At 70.9% G+C, this 18,187-nt stretch carries 19 protein-coding genes; 9 read left to right on the top strand and 10 right to left on the bottom strand.

Annotated elements, in window-relative coordinates:
* Nucleotides 1–211: 211 nt before the first annotated feature.
* Complete coding sequence (locus ABZ990_RS07735; RefSeq protein ID WP_361226879.1) at nt 212–616, top strand: hypothetical protein; 405 nt, start codon at nt 212–214, stop codon at nt 614–616.
* A gap of 109 nt (nt 617–725) precedes the next feature.
* Here ABZ990_RS07735 and ABZ990_RS07730 read toward each other — a convergent pair whose 3' ends face one another.
* The 4 genes from ABZ990_RS07730 to ABZ990_RS07715 are packed head-to-tail and all read right to left on the bottom strand — an operon-like array spanning nt 726 to nt 5,014.
* Nucleotides 726–2,123 carry an ABC transporter permease gene (locus ABZ990_RS07730; RefSeq protein ID WP_361226876.1) on the bottom strand — a complete coding sequence of 466 codons (1,398 nt, stop codon included), beginning with the start codon at nt 2,121–2,123 and terminating at the stop codon, nt 726–728.
* Nucleotides 2,120–2,908, bottom strand: coding sequence for an ABC transporter ATP-binding protein (locus tag ABZ990_RS07725; RefSeq protein WP_361226873.1), 789 nt, complete (start codon nt 2,906–2,908; stop codon nt 2,120–2,122). Before ABZ990_RS07725 ends, ABZ990_RS07730 begins: the two co-directional genes overlap by 4 nt.
* Entirely contained in the window at nt 2,905–4,497 is a 1,593-nt protein-coding gene (locus ABZ990_RS07720) for a peptidoglycan-binding protein (protein ID WP_361226870.1), read from the bottom strand. The genes ABZ990_RS07725 and ABZ990_RS07720 overlap by 4 nt, the downstream gene beginning before the upstream one ends.
* A complete protein-coding gene (locus ABZ990_RS07715; RefSeq protein WP_361226867.1) occupies nt 4,490–5,014 on the bottom strand; it encodes a hypothetical protein in 525 nt (174 codons plus the stop codon). Before ABZ990_RS07715 ends, ABZ990_RS07720 begins: the two co-directional genes overlap by 8 nt.
* A gap of 293 nt (nt 5,015–5,307) precedes the next feature.
* Here ABZ990_RS07715 and ABZ990_RS07710 point away from each other — a divergent pair, with 293 nt between their 5' ends.
* The 3 genes from ABZ990_RS07710 (at nt 5,308) to ABZ990_RS07700 (ending at nt 7,442) form a co-directional block, all read left to right on the top strand.
* Nucleotides 5,308–5,724: a peptidase inhibitor family I36 protein gene (locus tag ABZ990_RS07710; RefSeq protein ID WP_361226864.1), complete on the top strand. Its 417-nt coding sequence runs from the start codon at nt 5,308–5,310 to the stop codon at nt 5,722–5,724.
* A 163-nt stretch (nt 5,725–5,887) separates the two neighbouring features.
* Complete coding sequence (locus tag ABZ990_RS07705; protein WP_361226861.1) at nt 5,888–6,826, top strand: hypothetical protein; 939 nt, start codon at nt 5,888–5,890, stop codon at nt 6,824–6,826.
* A gap of 208 nt (nt 6,827–7,034) precedes the next feature.
* Nucleotides 7,035–7,442 carry a helix-turn-helix transcriptional regulator gene (locus ABZ990_RS07700; RefSeq protein ID WP_361226858.1) on the top strand — a complete coding sequence of 136 codons (408 nt, stop codon included), beginning with the start codon at nt 7,035–7,037 and terminating at the stop codon, nt 7,440–7,442.
* 306 nt (nt 7,443–7,748) lie between these two features.
* Here the strand turns inward: ABZ990_RS07700 and ABZ990_RS07695 are convergent, their stop codons facing one another.
* Both ABZ990_RS07695 and ABZ990_RS07690 read right to left on the bottom strand, forming a co-directional pair.
* Nucleotides 7,749–9,035 carry a geranylgeranyl reductase family protein gene (locus ABZ990_RS07695; protein ID WP_361226855.1) on the bottom strand — a complete coding sequence of 429 codons (1,287 nt, stop codon included), beginning with the start codon at nt 9,033–9,035 and terminating at the stop codon, nt 7,749–7,751.
* Nucleotides 9,036–9,227: 192 nt separating this feature from the next.
* Nucleotides 9,228–9,920, bottom strand: coding sequence for a demethylmenaquinone methyltransferase (locus ABZ990_RS07690; protein ID WP_361226852.1), 693 nt, complete (start codon nt 9,918–9,920; stop codon nt 9,228–9,230).
* 147 nt (nt 9,921–10,067) lie between these two features.
* Here ABZ990_RS07690 and ABZ990_RS07685 point away from each other — a divergent pair, with 147 nt between their 5' ends.
* Nucleotides 10,068–10,649 carry a SigE family RNA polymerase sigma factor gene (locus ABZ990_RS07685; protein WP_361226849.1) on the top strand — a complete coding sequence of 194 codons (582 nt, stop codon included), beginning with the start codon at nt 10,068–10,070 and terminating at the stop codon, nt 10,647–10,649.
* 9 nt (nt 10,650–10,658) lie between these two features.
* Entirely contained in the window at nt 10,659–11,456 is a 798-nt protein-coding gene (locus ABZ990_RS07680; protein WP_361226846.1) for a hypothetical protein, read from the top strand.
* Nucleotides 11,457–11,545: 89 nt separating this feature from the next.
* Here the strand turns inward: ABZ990_RS07680 and ABZ990_RS07675 are convergent, their stop codons facing one another.
* Entirely contained in the window at nt 11,546–12,199 is a 654-nt protein-coding gene (locus ABZ990_RS07675; RefSeq protein WP_361226843.1) for a hypothetical protein, read from the bottom strand.
* Nucleotides 12,200–12,301: 102 nt separating this feature from the next.
* Nucleotides 12,302–13,504, bottom strand: coding sequence for a cyclic dehypoxanthinyl futalosine synthase (gene mqnC / locus ABZ990_RS07670; protein WP_361226840.1), 1,203 nt, complete (start codon nt 13,502–13,504; stop codon nt 12,302–12,304).
* A gap of 390 nt (nt 13,505–13,894) precedes the next feature.
* Between mqnC and ABZ990_RS07665 the strand changes: the two genes are divergently transcribed.
* Nucleotides 13,895–14,989: an alpha/beta hydrolase-fold protein gene (locus ABZ990_RS07665; RefSeq protein WP_361226837.1), complete on the top strand. Its 1,095-nt coding sequence runs from the start codon at nt 13,895–13,897 to the stop codon at nt 14,987–14,989.
* A 179-nt stretch (nt 14,990–15,168) separates the two neighbouring features.
* Here the strand turns inward: ABZ990_RS07665 and ABZ990_RS07660 are convergent, their stop codons facing one another.
* Entirely contained in the window at nt 15,169–16,035 is an 867-nt protein-coding gene (locus ABZ990_RS07660) for a menaquinone biosynthesis protein (protein WP_361226834.1), read from the bottom strand.
* 282 nt (nt 16,036–16,317) lie between these two features.
* On the opposite strand from ABZ990_RS07660, the gene ABZ990_RS07655 reads away from it, so the two are divergent.
* On the top strand, nt 16,318–16,521 hold the full coding sequence (locus ABZ990_RS07655) for a cold-shock protein (protein ID WP_003948780.1): 204 nt from the start codon (nt 16,318–16,320) through the stop codon (nt 16,519–16,521).
* A 167-nt stretch (nt 16,522–16,688) separates the two neighbouring features.
* Here the strand turns inward: ABZ990_RS07655 and ABZ990_RS07650 are convergent, their stop codons facing one another.
* Nucleotides 16,689–17,552: a M23 family metallopeptidase gene (locus ABZ990_RS07650; RefSeq protein ID WP_361226831.1), complete on the bottom strand. Its 864-nt coding sequence runs from the start codon at nt 17,550–17,552 to the stop codon at nt 16,689–16,691.
* Between the two features lie 158 nt (nt 17,553–17,710).
* On the opposite strand from ABZ990_RS07650, the gene ABZ990_RS07645 reads away from it, so the two are divergent.
* Nucleotides 17,711–18,118 (top strand): DUF1992 domain-containing protein, encoded by a 408-nt coding sequence (locus ABZ990_RS07645; protein WP_361226828.1) that lies wholly within the window; start codon nt 17,711–17,713, stop codon nt 18,116–18,118.
* The last annotated feature ends 69 nt before the right edge of the window (nt 18,119–18,187 follow it).

Here is an 18,187-nt window from a genome sequence, read left to right as displayed (position 1 = left end):
CGCACGCACGCATACGTTCGTACGGCGAAGGGCCGTCGCTCCTTGAGGGGAGCGGCGGCCCTTCGGCGTGCCGGGAGCTGCCACGGTCCCTCCCCGCGGTGAACTGTCCCCGCGGCCAGTAGGCACACCGGCATCGGCGGTGTTCGTATGAGACCCGGCCCGCTCCGGGCCGCAGCGGACACATCGGCACCAGCTACCGGAAGGCCACGCCATGCAGCACATCGCACTCCGCCGTATCGCCGGCACCGTCGTCGCCCTCGCCGCACTCGGCGCGGGCGCGCTCGTCACCGCCGGCTCCGCCTCCGCCGCCACCGGGAAGAACGGGGTGTTGGAGAGCGGCGAGATGGGGTTCTTCTGTTCCTCTGATTCCGTCTTCGACCTGTACACCTCGGACAGCAACTTCGGAGACGACCAATTCGTCGCCGGAACCTGCAAGGGCAAGCCGGTGCAGGGCAACATCACGTCGCTCTGGAACCGGGACAGCGCCACCTGGTGGGTCTACACCGGCGCCGACGCGGGCGGCATCGAGGGCGGCATTCCGGCTGGCTACAGCGGCAACACATCGTCGACCTTCAAAAACGCGATCTCCTCCGCGTACTACTACAAGGCCCGCTGATCCTCGCGGCCTTCGGGCACGCGGGTGCCCCGCCGCCTCGTGGAGGTGGCGGGGCACCCGCGTATCCGAGGGCGGCCGGGGCGAGGGATGCCGGGGTGACGGTGGGGGCTCAGCGGCGCAGCGCCTCCGCCGGTTCGATGCGCGAGGCCCGCCAGGCCGGGTACAGACCTGCGACGACCCCCGTGACGAGGCCGACGACCGGGGCCGCGGCCACCATCCCGGTGTGCATGACCGGGGTCCAGTCCCGTACGAGCGCCACCACGATCACCGTCGACACCCCGAGCGCCGTGCCGACGAGACCGCCCACCGCGCCCAGCGCCCCCGATTCCGTGAGGAACTGGACGGTGATGTGCCGGCCTCGGGCGCCGAGGGCGCGTCTCAGGCCGATCTCCCCGGTCCGTTCGAGGACCGCGACGAGCGTGGTGTTGGCGATGCCGACCGCGCCGATCACCAGACAGATCGCCGCGAGCAGCAGGAACAGCTGGTCGAGGTCCCCGGTCACACCCGCGCGCAGCGTCTTCGGATCCGGCGGCGGGATGGCCTTCAGATACTCCGGGTGGTCCGGGCGCAGCGCGACCGGCGCCTCGTGGGCGATCTGGGTCGCGGCGCCCGTCGCCGTCGTGATCAGCATCTTCGCCTCGCCCGGGTCCGGCGTGCCCCACAGCTTCTCGGCGGTGGTCCTCGGCACGGTCACCGACATCAGGACGTCGGCCCGGCGCTTCACGTCGTCGATGATCCCGGCGACCGTGAAGGGCTCGTCGCCGATGAACACCGCCGGCCGGGTCTCCAGGGTCGTGATGCCGAGCCGGGCCGCGACCGACTTGCCGAGCACCGCGACCGGCTGCCCGGTCCGGGACGTGAACTCGTCGTACAGACGCCCCTGGGAGAGGGTCGGCGACGCCGCCCGCAGCACCCCGGGGGACGCGGCGACGACATCGATCTGCTCGCCGCCCTGGCTGTCGCCGACCGGCGCCGAACGGACGGCCGTGCCGGGATCCAGCCGGACGGTCCAGTAGACCCCGGCGGCCTCGACCCCGCCGAGCCGCCCGATCCGGGCGTCCGCGTCCGCCGGGAAGGCGGGTCCGGCGAACTCGTTCTGGTCCTGGGCGACGTCCTCGACGCTCACCTCGGTGGCCGTCAGCAGGTTGAACCGCGCGTCGATCTGCGAGGACGTGGTCGCGGTCAGCCCGAGGATCGCCACGAACGTCCCGACGCCGAGGACGGTGCCGAGCGCGGTGAGCACCGAGCGGCCGGGCCGCTGGAGCATTCCGGCGACGGCCTCGGCGAGGACGTCGCGGGTGGTCAGCCGCGAGGGCTCGACGATCCGGTGCCGCCGGCGGCCGGCCTTCCAGCGGGGGCCGGCCTTCTTACGGGGGCCGACGTCCTCGGGGGTGTCGTCTTCCTCGGGGGTGTCGTCTTCCTCGCGGGGGCCTTCGTCGGGTCGGCCGTCGTCCTGACCCAAGAGGTCGTCCAGAAGGGGGCGTTCTTCCTTGCGGGTTCGTCTCATTCCCGTACCTCCCTCGCCGCCGTCTCACCCAACTGCGCACCGGACAAGCCGTGTTCACCCGGCCCCGACCCGCCCGACCCGCCCGCTCCCCCCGACTCGCTCAGCATGCCGTCGCGGATCGTCACCGTGCGCTCGCCGCGCTCCGCCACCTCCGAGTCGTGGGTGATCACCACGATCGTCATGCCGGAGGCGTGCAGTTCGCCGAGCAGGTCGAGGACCGAACCGGCGTTGTCCGAATCGAGGTTGCCGGTCGGCTCGTCGCACAGCAGCAGCGAGGGCCGGCCGGCCAGGGCGCGGGCGATGGCCACCCGCTGGCGTTCGCCGCCGGACAGCCGGCCGGGCTGCGCTTCGGCCCGGTGGGCGAGGCCCACCCGTTCGAGAGCGGTACGGGCCCGGACCCGGCGTTCGGCGCGCGGCACCGCCGAGTACACCATCGAGAGCATCACGTTCTCGGTGGCGCTGCGGTGCGGCAGGAGGTGGAAGGACTGGAAGACGAAGCCGATCCGTCGCCCGCGCAGGGCCGTCCGCTCGCCGTCGCGCAGCGCCGCCGTGTCGATGCCGTCCAGGAGATACGTACCGCCGGTGGGCATGTCGAGCAGTCCCGCGACATTCAGGAAGGTCGACTTGCCCGAGCCGGACGGACCGACGACGGTGATGAACTCGCCTTTCCGTACGGTCAGTTCGCACGGCCGCAAGGCGGCGACGGGCGGCGGGCCCGGGTAGGTCAGGCTCACCCCTCGGAACTCGATGACGGGGACGTCCCGGTCGCCGGCGGCCCCGCTCACGACGACCCCTTGGAGTTCCCCGCCGCTCCGGCCGATCCCGCTGCCCCCGACGAACCCGCCGAACCCGCCGAACCGGCCCCCGCAGCGCCCGGGTTCACCCCGGTGACCACCTTGTCGCCCTCCTTGAGGACGCCCCCGGTGCGCGGGACGACCTCGACGTAGCCGTCGCCGGTGGTGCCGGTGCGCACCTCGATCCGGGTCTGCCGGCCGGTGCCGTCGACCGTGGTGACGACCGTCTTGCCGTCGACTCCGGCGGAGACCGCCGTGATCGGGACGACCAGTGCCTTGCCGTCGGTGGAGGCGGCCTCGATGGTAAGGCGCACCTCCTGCCCGGCGAGGCCGGAGGGGAGTTCGCGGGAGGGGTCGACGGTGAAGAGATAGCCGGTGGCGCCGTTGCCCTGGGCGCTGTCCCCTCCCCCGCCGCCCGTGCCGTTGCCCCCGGATCCCGAGTCCTGCGGGGCGGACTGCTGGTCCTGCCGGGTGGGGTCGTTCGCGACCGACACCACCCGGCCGGCCGTCTCCCGCCCCGTCGACTCGTCGACGATCCGCACCTTCTGCCCGGAACGGACCATGCCCTTCTGGTAGTCCTGGAGATAGCCCTGGGCCATCAGCTTGCCGGAGGAGAGCGTCATCGCCGTGCCGGAGACCTGCGAGCCCGGCCGGGCCGACACCCCGGCGACCCGGGCCGGGAAGGCCCGGACGAAGACGACCTCGGCCGCCGGGACCATCGGTCCGGCGGCAGCCTCCGCCTTCGCGAGCGCCAGGCGCGCGGTGCCGAGGTCCTCGATGGCCCGGTCGCGGGCCTTCTTCAGCGGCTTGTCCTGGGTCTCGTCCGTGTTGGCCGCGAGCGCGTCGCGGGCGTCGACGACCGCTCGTTCGGCGCCGGTGACGGACGCCTGGGCGCCGGTCACGGCCGCGCCGTCGTCGTCGACGGCGGGCCTGGGGTCGTAGCCGATGGCGGAGTAGTACGCCCTGACCGCGCTCTTCGTACCGGGGCCGAAGGTGCCGGCGGCGTCGCCGCCCCGGCCGTGGCCGAGGCCGGCGAGCGCGTCCTGGAGCTGGCGCACGTCGTCGCCGCTGGCACCGGGCTTGAGGTCCCGGTACACCGGCAGGCTGCCGGGCAGGACGAAGACGGGACGGCCGGAGACCTCCATGAGGACCTTGCCCGCGCGCACCGCCTCCCCGCTCTTGACCGACACCTTGGTGACCACGGGAGCGGCACCGCCCTCGCCGCCGGCGGCGACGGGGGCGACCTGGACGGACTGGCCCGCCACGACCGAGCCGCGCAGTACGACGGTCTCCGCGAGGACCCGGTTCTCGACCCGCGCGATGAGCACGTCCTGCGGCGGCGGTTCGGCGTCCGCCGCGACCTGTGCGGGCGACCGGATCAGCGCGGTCGCCGCCACTCCGGCGCCGGTCAGGACGACCGCCCCCGCGACGAGGGCGACGACCCAGACGCGGCGCCGGGACATCCGGGCACCCCCGGCGTCGCCGCCGGGGGTGCCGGAGGTGCCGGGGGCCCCCGAGGCCCCGGGTGTCCCCGGGGTCTCGGGAGCCTTCGCCGTAGCGGGCGGAGTGTCGTCAGCCACCGACGACCGTCCCGCCGGAACCCACGGCGGTGGGGCTGCACGCCTTCAGCGCGGCGATCACCTTCGGATCGCTCTTCATCCGGGTGGCGAGGTCACCGCTGAGCGGGACGTCACCGGTCGCCGGATCGGGGTCCGGGTAGTCCGTGACGCCCTTCTCGCGCACGCAGGCGGACACCTTCTTCGCCGCTTCCAGGCTCGCGGAGTCGGGCTTCGCGGGCCCGGGCATCTTCGCGGCGCACTGCTTCTCCGCCGCGGCGATGGCCTCGTTCGTGTTGGCGTCCTTGTCGACGTGCTTCTCGCCGTGCTTGTCCTGGAGCTTGAGGCCCTGGGCGCCGAGGCAGTCGTAGTACGCGGCCCAGGCCGCGGTGTCCGGCGAGGCGCCCGCGGAGGGAGCCGCCGACGTTTCGGCGGGGGCGGCGGAGGTCTTGTCCGTGTTCGGCGCGGACCGGGGTGCGCCATCCCCGTCGCTCGAACACCCCCCGAGCCCGAGGGCGAGGATCAGCACGGGAACAGCCATGAGGCGTCTCATCAGAAACGGTCCTTCCAACGGGAGATCACCCGTCACGGGGCATCATGGGAACGCGCGGGAGGGGGCCGACGCGACGTTGCGCTACGCCACGTACAAGGCCCCTGCGCGAATGGCCGGGCGCCCGGAAGGCGCCCCGACCATGCCGAGGATAGACCCGCCCGCCTCACCCCGGTAACTGTCTCAACGGACAGTAGCGTCCGCCGAGTTGGCGATGGTCGTATGTGAACGGCCCGATCGGGCCCCAGCATTCACTCCATCACCAGCCAGGGAAAGGCAACGACATGCAGCGCACTGCACTTCGTCGGATCGCCGCCACGACCGTCGCGCTCGCCGCGCTCGGCGCCGGCGCGCTCGCCACCGCCGGCTCCGCCTCCGCCGCCACCGGGAAGAACGGCGTTCTGGAGACCGGCGAGTTCGGCCTGTACTACAACTCGAACCAGGGCGGGGCCGTCTTCGACCTCTTCCTCTCGGACGCCAACTTCATCAACGACTACTTCGCGGGCCCGGGCAACGGCGCAGGCCAGAACGTGAACGACAACACCGCCTCGTACAAGAACCGTGACAGCAACACGTGGTGGGTCTACACCAACGCCGACGCGGGCGGCATCGAGGGCAGCATCCCGGCCGGCTACAGCGGCAACGCCTCGACCACCTTCAAGAACGAGATCTCGTCCGCGTACTACTACAAGGCCCGTTGATCCTGACGGTCGGCTTCGTCGCCGCGCCGTCGGGGTAGCCTCGCTCCCTTGACGTACGTGGCACGCAACACGCAGCACCACAGCAGCCGTTGCTCCGCCCGAATGAGGCGGGCAGAGCAACGGCTGCTCCCATGGTAGACACGCACACGCCCTTGGAGCACCCATGCGTCCCTTCGCCGCTCGCGCGACCGTCCTCTTCCTGAGTGCCGCGCTCCTCACCGCCTGTTCCTCCGACCCCGGTGACAAGGGCGGCGACACCACGAAGGAACCCGCGATCGGGACGATTCCCAAGCTGCTGTCGGCGGCCGACCTCTCGTACCCGCTCGACAGCTACATGGCCACCACCGAGCAGAACCGCAAGCTGGAGCAGGCCCAGGCCCGGGTGACCAGCGACTGCATGGCGCGCTTCGGCTTCACCTACACCATGCGGCAGACGCCCCCTTCCGGCCGCTCCGGCAACGAGGGCCGCTACGGACTCACCGACGCCACGGCCGCGGCCCGCTACGGCTACACCCCGAACCGGGGCGTGGCGCCGCCCGCCAAGCCGCTCAACCCGAAGCTCAGCGCGAGCGGCGAACTCGCCCTCGGCGGACCGGACTACAAGGGTGCCCAGCCGATGAGCCTGGAGGAGTCGGAGGCCACGGACAGCGGCAAGACGCTGGGCGGGAAGAAGGTGCCCATCGGCGGCTGCATCCGGGAGGGCTACCTGAAGATCTACGCGCCGAAGAAGGGCGCCCAGGACATCATGTTCGTCACCAACATGGCGGGGGACGCCTTCTCCCGTGCCCACGACGACTCCCGGGTCAGCGCCGCCATCAAGGCGTGGTCCGCCTGTATGGCGGAGAAGGGCTACAAGACCGGCGATCCGGTCAGTCCGCAGCACGATCTCGGCCTCGACCCCAACACGTACGGAAGTCCCCGGGCCATCGCCGCCGCCCGGCAGGACATCGCCTGTAAGGAACGGGCCAACCTTGTCGGCATCTGGTACACCGTCGAAACCGCCTACCAGAAGCGGAACATGGAGCAGAACGCGGAAGCCCTGAACCAGGCGAAGACCGAGCTCGACGAGCGGTTGAAGCTCGCCGCCACACTGGCCGGCTGAGTTCCGGGGCGCCGAGACGGGGCGGTCCACCCGCCCCGTTCCGCACTGCGGCGAAACCGTATCCGGCCACGGGAACGTCCCGAAAACATCTCGGTCTGTCGATATGGGCAATCTTTCGCGACGCGATCCGGTTACCGTTCCGTAAGGAGCCACGCCGGTCGACTCCGTCGCGCCGGTGTCCACGAACGCCGTCTCTGGGGGGAGACACATGCTTCGTTGCTGCCCGTATTGCGGTCCCAATCCAGCTCAGCCGGACACCCGATCCGCCCGGATCAACCCGGTCACCCGTGCGTTACGCCACCTCGACTCGCTCACCGAACGCGAGGTCGAGGTCCTGTCCGCGATGCCCGGCGGCGAGTCCAACACGGATCTCGCCGAGTACCTCGGCATCACCGAGCGCACCGTCAAATTCCATGTCACCAACATGCGGGAGAAACTGGGGGGTCTGTCCCGCGCCCAGCTCCATCTGCTCGCCCTGCTCACCGAGGCGGTCTGGCCGTGCCAGACCTGCCGCCAGAGGGTGCCGGAAAAGGTCCTGAGCGGAGCCCCGGCCATGGCCGCCGAGCTGCGCGTTCCCGTACAGCGGGCCCCAGGGTCCCTGCTGCTCGCCGGCTGACCCCGCGTACGAGCCGGCGCCCCACACGCCGGCCGTCCTGCCACCTCCGCCGACTCGGCGCCCCGGGCCACTCGGCCCGCCCGCCGTACCGGCCCGCCGGTCGCACCGGCCCGCCGTCGTAGACCCTCGCGTCGAATCGCCGAGCCCGCCGTACCGGCCCGCCGGTCCGCCACCCCGCCCAACGCCAGTGGCCCGCCACCATGCCCGCCAGCGACGGAGCACAGTGACGGGCCACGGTCACGTACCAGAGCGACCGGCCAGAGCGACCGGCCCGAGCGACAGGCCGGAGCCCCGCCCCAGCGGCGCCTACGCCTTCGGCGCCACCTTCGACAGACCGTTGATGATGCGGTCCATCGCGTCGCCGCCCGTCGGGTCGGTCAGGTTGGCCAGCATCTTCAGCGTGAACTTCATCAGCAGCGGGTGCGTCAGACCGCGCTGGGTCGCGATCTTCATGATCTTCGGGTTGCCGATGAGCTTCACGAAGGCGCGGCCCAGCGTGTAGTAGCCGCCGTAAGTGTCCTTGAGGATCTGCGGGTAGTTGCGCAGCGCCAGTTCGCGCTGGGCCGGGGTCGAGCGGGCGTGCGCCTGGACGATGACGTCGGCCGCGATCTGGCCGGACTCCATGGCGTACGCGATGCCCTCGCCGTTGAACGGGTTGACCAGACCGCCCGCGTCGCCGACGAGCAGCAGACCGCGGGTGTAGTGCGGCTGCCGGTTGAAGGCCATCGGCAGCGCGGCGCCGCGGATCGGGGTGGTCATGTTGTCCGGGGTGAAACCCCAGTCCTCCGGCATGGACGCGCACCACGCCTTCAGCACCTCGCGCCAGTCCAGCTCGCGGAAGGCGGAGGAGGAGTCGAGGATGCCGAGGCCCACGTTGGAGGTGCCGTCGCCCATGCCGAAGATCCAGCCGTAGCCGGGCAGCAGCCGGTCCTCGGCGCCGCGCCGGTCCCACAGCTCCAGCCAGGACTCCAGGTAGTCGTCCTGGTGGCGCGGGGTGGTGAAGTACGTCCGGACGGCGACGCCCATCGGCCGGTCCTCGCGCCGGTGCAGGCCCATCGCGAGCGACAGCCGCGTCGAGTTGCCGTCGGCGGCGACGACCAGCGGCGCGCTGAAGGTGACCTGGCGCTTCTCCTCGCCGAGCTTCGCGGTCACACCGGTGATCCGGCCCGTGCGCTGGTCGATGACGGGGCCGCTGACGTTGCAGCGCTCGTACAGCCGCGCGCCGGCCTTCTGCGCCTGCCGGGCGAGCAGCTCGTCGAAGTCGTCGCGCTTGCGGACGAGTCCGTAGTCCGGGTACGAGGCGAGGTCCGGCCAGTCCAGCTCCAGCCGGACGCCGCCGCCGATGATCCGCAGGCCCTTGTTGCGCAGCCAGCCGGCCTCTTCGGAGATGTCGATGCCCATCGACACGAGCTGCTTGGTGGCGCGCGGGGTGAGACCGTCGCCGCAGACCTTCTCGCGCGGGAACGCGGTCTTCTCCAGGAGCAGGACGTCGAGTCCGGCCTTGGCCAGGTAGTACGCGGTGGTCGAGCCCGCCGGGCCCGCCCCGACGACGATCACGTCCGCGGTGTGCTCGGACAGGGGCTGCGCGGTCACGGCAGAGTCTCCCGGAGAGGTCGAAGGAACAAAGGAACGAAGAAAAACGAAGGAAAAGCGAAGAAAAAGGGACCCGAGGATCAGGAGATCCGGGATCAAGGCCCCAGGATCGAAGAACCCAAGGATCAGAGGATCGAGGATCAAGGGGCCTGCGGTCGCGCGATCGCGGCGATCGCAGTCTATTGCGGCGGTTTACGCCTTGAAGCCCCGGTGCATGGCGACGATCCCGCCGGTCAGGTTCCGCCACGCCACCTTCGACCAGCCCGCCTTCGTCATCTTGCCCGCGAGGGTCGGCTGGTCGGGCCAGTCCTGGATGGACTCGGCGAGGTAGACGTACGCGTCGGGGTTGGACGACACGGCGCGCGCGACCGGCGGCAGCGCGCGCATCAGGTACTCCTCGTACACGACCCGGAACGGCTTCCACGTCGCGTGCGAGAACTCGCAGATCACGACCCGTCCGCCGGGCTTCGTCACCCGGTACAGCTCGCGCAGCGCGGCGTCCGTGTCCTGGATGTTGCGCAGGCCGAAGGAGATCGTCACCGCGTCGAAGACGTCGTCCTTGAACGGCAGCCGCATGCCGTCGCCGGCGGTGAACGGCATCCACGGGTGGCGCTGCTTGCCGACCCGGAGCATGCCGATCGAGAAGTCGCAGGGCACGACGTACGCCCCGGCGCGGACGAACGGCTGCGAGGAGGTCGCCGTCCCGGCCGCCAGGTCGAGGACCTTCTGCGCGGGCCGCGCGTCGACCGCCTTCGCGACCTCCTTGCGCCAGCGCCGGTCCTGCCCGAGGGAGAGCACGTCATTGGTGAGGTCGTAGTTCGCCGCGACGTCGTCGAACATCGAGGCGACTTCGTGCGGCTGCTTGTCCAGGGATGCTCGGCTCACCAGCCCATTGTGGCAGCCGCTCCCCGTGCGGGCGGGGACGGGCCCCGGGCCCGGCACTCCCGCCGTAAAAAAATCTCGCGAACCGCTTCAACCTTTCCCCCGCGAGCGTGCTCAAGGAGGGGTGACAGTGCAGACGAAGGGAGCGAGATGCCGTCACCGCTTGGCACGGAGGCCGGGTTCGAGGAGTTCGCCCGCTCCGCGCAGACGCGGCTGTACCGCACCGCATACCTGCTGTGCGGGGACGCGGAGACCGCCCGCGACCTCACGCAGACGACCCTCGCCAAACTCTTCCAGCACTGGCGGCGGGCCACGGCGGCGGACCACCCGCACGCCTACGCCAAGACCGTGCTCACCCGCACGTTCCTCGCCGAACGGCGACGCCGCCTGCGCGATCTGCTCGCCTTCACCAAGACCGGCGGGCTCGGCCCGGCGCGGACCACCGAGCAGCCCGACCTCCGGGTCACGCTGCTCGCCGCGCTGGCCGAGCTCCCGCCCAGAGCCCGCGCCATGGTCGTCCTGCGGTACTGGGAGGACTTGAGTGTGGAGACCGTCGCCTCGCTCCTGCGCTGCAGCGAGGCGACGGTCAAAAGCCAGTGTTCGCGCTCACTGGCCAGGCTCCGGGAACACCTTGGTGAGGCCGAGCTCTACACCTCCGCCGACACCCGACTCGACCAGCACCACGGCCACCACGGCCACCACGGCCACCACCGCCACCCCATCGGAAGCTGAGGAGCCCGAATGGACGACATCGACGTCATGATGCTCCGACGTGCCATGGACCGCACGACCGACGAGCTTCCCCCGCTTCCCGACCTCACGCCCGTCGCGGTGCGGCTGGGCCGCAAACGCCGCGCGCGGGCCCGGATCGCCACCGTCGGCGGGGTCTTCGGCACGGTGACCGCCGCCACGCTCGGCTTCTCCCTGCTGTCCGGGGGCGACCCCGGCGGCGCGGCGCCCGCGGCCCCGCCCGCCGTCTTCCCCTCCGCCTACCACACGCCCGTCCAGATCCGCCCGTCCCCGGGCCAGACCGCGCCCGAGAAGCTCCCGGAAGGGGAACGCACCCGGCAGGACCAGTTCCAGCAGCAGGTGTCGGCCCTCCTCGACGAACTGCTCCCGGCGTCCGTCACGGACATCCGGCCGGTCGCGGGCGAGGTGTCGGACTACCGGATCACGGTGGACGGCACGGCGTTCCCGGTGAAGCTGTCCATCCGGCCGGCCGAGGGCGAGCGGCTTCAGGACTGCCTGAACTCCCCGCAGAAGAAGACCACTTGCGAGGTCGTCGACCTGGAGGGCGACCGGACCGCGCAGGTGTGGGCGATGCCCGTGAACAAGACCGAGACGCGGGGGGCGATGGTCGTCACCGCGTACGGCAGGAGCCATGTGCTGCTCTCCGTCGGCCCGTCGGAGAACGTCTCGGCGCCGGTGACGCCGGCGCAACTGCTCGCGGTGGTACGCGATCAGCGCTTCACCGAGCTGCTGCACTACGCGGACGAGTATCCGGTGCAGCGGAAGGGGGAGCCGGTCGGGGGCGGGTGAGCCGGTCGGGCGAGCCGGTCAGGGGCGGGTGAGCCGGTCAGGGGCGGGGCGAGCCGGACTTCCGGCGGTACGTCGACGCCCCGCACCCGCTACCTCCGGCGGAAGACCAGCCGCCCGTCGAGGACGGTGGCCAGACACGTCCCCGCACCCCGCGCCGTCAGTTCCGCCTCGTCGGATACGCCGAAGACGGCGAACCGGGCGTGGTTTCCCGGCACCAGATAATGGAGGTGAATCGCCAAAGCGCCGTTCGGCGCGTACAGATCGAGCGACGGCACCCCCGGCGTGACGGTGGCACGCGCCCCCGTCACCAGGCCGGACCGGCGCAGTGCCTCCCGGACCGCCGGACGTACCGGCCCCTCGCGGGGAAAGGCGACCGCGACCGTGCCGTGCGCCAGCATCCGCTGGAGGCCGCGCCGCGCGCTCGCGCCCCAGCGGGCGTCGTCGAGAGCGAGCCGTTCCAGGGCCTCGCCCGTCACCGGCTCGATGCCGTGCTCGAAGTCGTCGGCCTCGCGCGGGTCCGGGTGGTACGCCCGTTCCAGCAGCTCGGGCCCGTACGGGTTCACCAGACCGGGCGTCAGCACGCCCGGCCAGCGGCGCACTCGCGCCGTCGGATGAGCCGCAGCCAGTTCCTCGTACGGGCCGACGGCCGCGATCTTGGCGTCCCGTACGAGGACGGCGCCGTCACGTACCGGGGGCCGGTCCCCGCCCGGCAGCAGCAGATCGGCCGCGTGCAGCGTCAGCATGGTCGCGTCACTCCGAGGTCGGTGTCCGTGTCCGGGGCCGTGTCTGGGGCCGTGCCCGGGGCCGTGCCCATGCCCGGGGCCGTATCCGTGCCCGTGCCCGGGTCAGTTCGTCGTGTCGAGGAGCTTCAGCTCGGGGTGGGCGGTGCCGCCCTCGATCGCGATGGACGAGATGTGCGAGACCACGCGCTCGTCGACCGGGTCGTTCGCCGGGTCCTCGTGCACGACGAGGTGCTCGTACGTCGTGGAGCGCTGGGCCGGGACGCGGCCGGCCTTGCGGATGAGGTCGATGATCTCCAGGCGGTTCGAGCGGTGCTTGGCACCGGCCGAGGAGACCACGTTCTCCTCCAGCATGATCGAACCGAGGTCGTCCGCGCCGTAGTGCAGGGACAGCTGGCCGACCTCCTTGCCGGTGGTGAGCCAGGAGCCCTGGATGTGGGCCACGTTGTCGAGGAAGATGCGCGCGATGGCGATCATGCGCAGGTACTCGAAGAGGGTCGCCTGGGTGCGGCCCTTCAGGTGGTTGTTCTCCGGCTGGTACGTATAGGGGATGAAGGCCCGGAAGCCGCCCGTCCGGTCCTGCGTGTCGCGGATCATCCGCAGGTGCTCGATGCGCTCGGCGTTGGTCTCGCCGGTGCCCATGAGCATGGTGGAGGTGGACTCGACGCCCAGCTTGTGGGCGATCTCGCTGATCTCCAGCCAGCGCTCGCCGCTCTCCTTCAGCGGGGCGATCGCCTTGCGCGGACGCTCGGGCAGGAGCTCGGCGCCGGCGCCGGCGAAGGAGTCGAGACCGGCCGCGTGGATCCGGGTGATGGCCTCCTCGACGGAGACACCGGAGATCCGGGCCATGTGCTCGACCTCGGACGCGCCGAGGGAGTGGATGACGAGCTGCGGGAACTCCTTCTTGATGGCCGAGAAGTGCCGCTCGTAGTACTCGACGCCGTAGTCCGGGTGGTGGCCGCCCTGGAACATGATCTGGGTGCCGCCCAGCTCGACGGTCTCCGCGCAGCGGCGCAGGATGTCGTCGAGGTCGCGGGTCCAGCCCTTCTTGGTGTCCTTCGGCGCGGCGTAGAAGGCGCAGAACCGGCACGCCGTCACACAGACGTTCGTGTAGTTGATGTTGCGCTCGATGATGTACGTCGCGATGTGCTCGGTGCCCGCGTACCGGCGGCGGCGCACGGCGTCGGCGGCGGAGCCGAGGGCGTGCAGCGGAGCCGAACGGTAGAGGTCGAGCGCCTCCTCGGGAGTGATCCGGCCACCCGCGGCGGCGCGGTCGAGAACGGACTGGAGTTCGGCCTTCTCGGTCACCGGGCGTGTCCCTTTCGGAGGAGTACGGAGGAGTGCGGATGCGTACGGAACGAACCGAACCAGCCTACGCCAGCGCCCCGCGCGGATTCGGGCCGGTCCCGCGCGGCCGGATCGGGGGGTTGCGGCCGATCGGGGGGACTCGGAGGGGGGGGTCGGGACGAGCGGAGGGGGTCGGGACGAGCGAGGGAGGGTGACGGCGGGATCCGGCCGGATCCCGCGAGTCCGGCCGGATCCGGTGGGTCCGCGGGGGCGGGGCGGGCGGCTTCACCGATTTCCCGCTCCGTAAACGGCCCCATCGGCGTTAGGTAGGAAGAGCACACCTCGCGCCAGCGCCACCACAAGCCGACGCGGACGTACGGACGTACGTCCGCACGCACCGCCGGAGCAGCCATGTCACGCCGTCGCCCCGTCCGCAGCCGGTACGCCTCCCCCGCCTCCCCCGCCTCGCGTACCCCGCGCGCCTCCCGTACCTCCCGTACCTCCCGCGCCTTCCGCACCACCGCCCTCGTGATCACCTTCGCCCTGCCGGCCACCGCCCTCGCCGGGTGCGCGACGCCGGACACCGTCGTCCCGCCGCGGGCCGGTCTGCACCCGAGCAGGACCGCGGCGCCCCGGACGCTCTTCCCGACCGGCCCGGCGGCGAGCTTCACGACCGTCACCACCCTCGCCGACGGCACCAAGATCCGGGTCACGGACCTGCACGGCGCCAAGTCCGGATTCACCGGAAAGGTGTGGGTGTGGACGCCGAAGCAGTATTCCGATCCGGCGTACGCGAAGAGCGGCTTCCCGGTGCTGATCTCGCTGCCCGGAAGTTACGGCTATCCGGCGAATTACTGGAAGAGCACCCACCTCGGCTTCGAATCGAACGTCGCCCGCTGGTCGGAGCAGGGGAAGAGTGTTCCGTTCATCGTCGTGATGCCTGTACTCAATCCGAACAACAAGCATTATTACGACGGCAGCGATATCCCGGGGCAGCCGAAAATGGGCACCTGGCTGACCGAGGACGTGCCGGATTTCGTCCGGACGAATTTCCGTACATTCCAGTCCCGGGACGGCTGGGCCTTCATGGGCTCGTCCTCCGGCGGCTTCGCCGCGCTCAAGTCCGTGCTGCAGAAACCGGACAAGTTCAAGGCGGCCATCGCCTCGGGCCCGGACACCGTCCCGGACTCGCCCCTGTGGAAGGGGTACGAGGAGGAGCGGGAGGCCAACGACCCGGAGGAGCTGGCCACCGCCCTGGCCCGGAAGCCCGACATCCCCGCCAACCGGGTGTACCTGGCCTTCCAGATCGGCACCCAGGAGACCGGGATCATGGAGTCGCTGAAGGACTTCATCCGCACCTATACGAACAAGGGTCCGGTGAAATCCCACCTCCAGGTGATCGAGGGCGGCGCGCACAACGCCCGCAGCTATATGAAGGGGATGGACGAGGGCACGATCGCCTGGATCAGCCAGTACCTCCAGGGCCCGATCCCGGCCTCGTCCTGACCCGGCCCCGGCCCGGCCCCGTACCCCCGCGCCCCTGCCCGGACGACCCCGGGGCACGCAGGAGGGGCGGGGCCTTGTCGGCCCCGCCCCTGTCTCCAGCTCTCGTGCTCTTCAGCTCTCCGGCTCTCCGGTCGCCGGAGAGGCGGTGTCCTCCTGCTGCCGGGTAACCGCTCGCCGGCCTACTGCTCGCCGAGCAGCTCGACCCGTACGTCCGCCGGGAAGCCGGTCGTCGGACCGACCCGGCGCGCGAACTCGCGCACGCCCACCAGCTGGTCCGGACCGAAGCGGAAGTCGAGCGTCCGGAAGTACCGCTCCAGCAGCTCGGCGTCGAAGGACTCCCAGCGCGCCGCCTGCTCGGCCACCTTGGTGACCTCCTCCAGGGACAGATCGCGGCTGGCCAGGAAGGCCTTGTGCGCCTCGCGGACGGTCTCCGGCTCGCGCGCGAGGAAGTCCTTGCGGACGGCCCAGACGGCGAAGACGAACGGCAGCCCCGTCCACTCCTTCCACATCAGGCCGAGGTCGTGGACCTCCAGGCCGAGCCTCGGCGCGTCGTGCAGCGAGGCGCGCAGCGCCGCGTCGCCGATCAGCACCGCCGCGTCGGCCTCCTGCATCATCAGGCCGAGGTCGGGCGGGCAGGTGTAGTAGTCCGGCGTCACGCCGTGCACCTCGGCGAGCAGGAGCTGCGCGAGCCGTACGGAGGTGCGCGAGGTCGAGCCGAGCGCGACCCGTGCCCCGTCCAGCTGGTTCAGGGGCCGCTGGGAGACGATCACGCACGACATCACGGGGCCGTCGCAGCCGACGGCGATGTCCGGCAGCGCGACGAGCTCGTCGGCGTGCCGCAGGAACTCGACGACGGTGACGGGAGCGATGTCGAGGTCGCCGCGCACCAGCTGCTCGCTGAGCTTCTCCGGGGTGTCCTTCGTCAGCTCCAGATCGAGGAGCGTCCCGGTGCGGGCGAGGCCCCAATAGAGGGGCAGGCAGTTCAGGAACTGGATGTGTCCGACTCGTGGCCGGCTGCTCTGGTGGTCATCGGTTGCATTGTCCACAACGCGAGGCTAGACCCGTCCCGCGCGCCGGGCAGCGCCGGGTCGTACGTCAGCCGTACGCCAGTCGTACGTCAGCGGCGGGGAGGCGCGTCAAACATGCGAGTGACGTGATCCTTCCCTCTACCCTTTCGCGGATGTCGCGTGCTAGGCTCAGCGCAAGTTGCAGTTTGGTTTCCCTTGCAGTACAGAGCCTGCGGAGCATGTAACCCGCAGGCTTTTGTAGTTTTCAGACTTGTTTGCAGGTTCTGGAGCAGGGCGACCCTTTGGCCCATAGGAGGGCTCATGGCTACCGGAACCGTGAAGTGGTTCAACGCTGAAAAGGGCTTCGGCTTCATCGCCCAGGAAGGCGGCGGCCCGGATGTCTTCGTCCACTACTCCGCGATCAACGCGAACGGCTTCCGTTCCCTCGAGGAGAACCAGGCCGTGACCTTCGACGTCACGCAGGGCCCGAAGGGTCCGCAGGCGGAGAACGTCACCCCGGCCTAAGGCCGCTGGGACGATCGCAGACTTTCTATAGCAGTACCCAAGGAGCCCCACTCCGTTGCGCGATGCGCACGAGTGGGGCTCCTGCCCTTTTCGGGCGCCGGCGGAGAAAGATCAACAGGGCCGGATCAGTGGGCCCGGATCAGCGGGTGGGGATCAGCGGGTGGGGATCAGCAGGTGGGAATCACCGCTCCGCTGTTGTCCCGGGCCTCGTCGTTGCCCCAGCGGGACAGGTAGTACGCGGAGACGTACGCCCCGCGCCCGTTCTTGCCCGCGTAGACCGTGTCCAGGTCGGTCTTGAGCCACCAGTGGTTGAAGCTCCCGGAGCTCCCGCGGACCTCCTGACCCCAGACCTTGCAGGAGACGTAGTTCGTGCCGGCGTTCAGCACACCCTGGGCGTCGTTCGTGTTGGCCTGGGCGTAGCCGATGGCGTTGGCGTAGGTGTCCACCCAGTACTTCCCACCACCGCCGCCCGAGCAGCCGTTGTCGCTGGTCAGCGACTTCGAGCCGTAGGAGCCGGGGTACGGCGCGAGGGAGGTCCCGTTGATCACGATGTTCTGGCCGGCGCCGTTGTAGAGCTGCTCGTAGTGGATGTGGGCGCCGGAGCTGTTGCCGGTCGAGCCGGTGACCCCGATCTGCTGCCCCTGACTGACCGAGGCGCCGTCGGCGACGGAGTACGCGCTGAGGTGGAAGTAGTACGTCATCCAGCCTCCGCCGTGGTCGATGGCGATGTAGTTCCCGGCGCCGCTGGGCTGCGAGTAGCGGTAGGCGGTGCCGGCGGCGGAGGCCAGCACCGGGGTTCCGGCGGTGGTCCCGCCGTCGTTCCGTATGAAGTCGAGCGCCAGCCGGACCTCGGCCGAGTGGTGGCTGTACGTCCAGTTCTGGCCGCAGGGGAACGGCGCCTTGAAGAGCGGCGCGGCCTGCGCGGGGGCGGCGGCAAGGACGGTGAGCAGTCCGGCGAGCAGGGCGAACAGGCCGCCGAGGGCGGTGGTGCGGGTGATGTTGCCTGGAGTGGGGATGGTTCTGGAACGCATGCGTGGCTCCCATGGGGATTGAGAAGGTTGACGCGCGTTGAACAGAGCCCGGCCCCGAAGGCGGAAAGGTGTTCGAGGCCGGCCAGGACAGGGTGCCGGAAGATCAGGTGCCACGACAGACCCTGGAGCGGATCGCCGGAACTCCCTACGCTGGAGTCATGACGAAGCGCAAGCCGCCCGGAGTCGACTTCGAATCGTTCGTGGACAAGCAGATCCGCGAGGCCACCGAGCGAGGGGAGTTCGCCCGGCTGTCCGGCTTCGGCAAGCCGCTCGCCGGCGACGACGCGCCGTACGACGAACTGTGGTGGGTCAAGCAGAAGATGCACCGCGAGGGCTTCGCCGCGCTGCCGCCGGCCCTGGCCCTGCGCAAGGCGGCCGAGGACGCCGCCGAGGCCGCCCGTACGGCCGCCTCCGAGTCCCAACTGCGGCGCATCCTGGGCGAGATCAACACCCGTATCGCCGAGGCCCTGGCCCGGCCCCCGGCGGGCCCGCCGCTGAACCTGAAGCCTTTCGACGTCGGGGCGGCGGTGGCCGAGTGGCGCCGTGACCACCCTGGGCGCCGCTGAATCAGCCCGGCCGCCCGGCCGCCCCGCAGCTCGGGCTCGGGCTCGGCTCGGCTCGGCTCGGCTCGGCTC

The organism is Streptomyces sp. NPDC046203 (genome assembly GCF_040646255.1).
Classification (GTDB): Bacteria; Actinomycetota; Actinomycetes; order Streptomycetales; family Streptomycetaceae; genus Streptomyces.
Note: the sequence above shows the minus strand (reverse complement) of the source record. Positions and strands in the feature narration are given on the sequence as shown.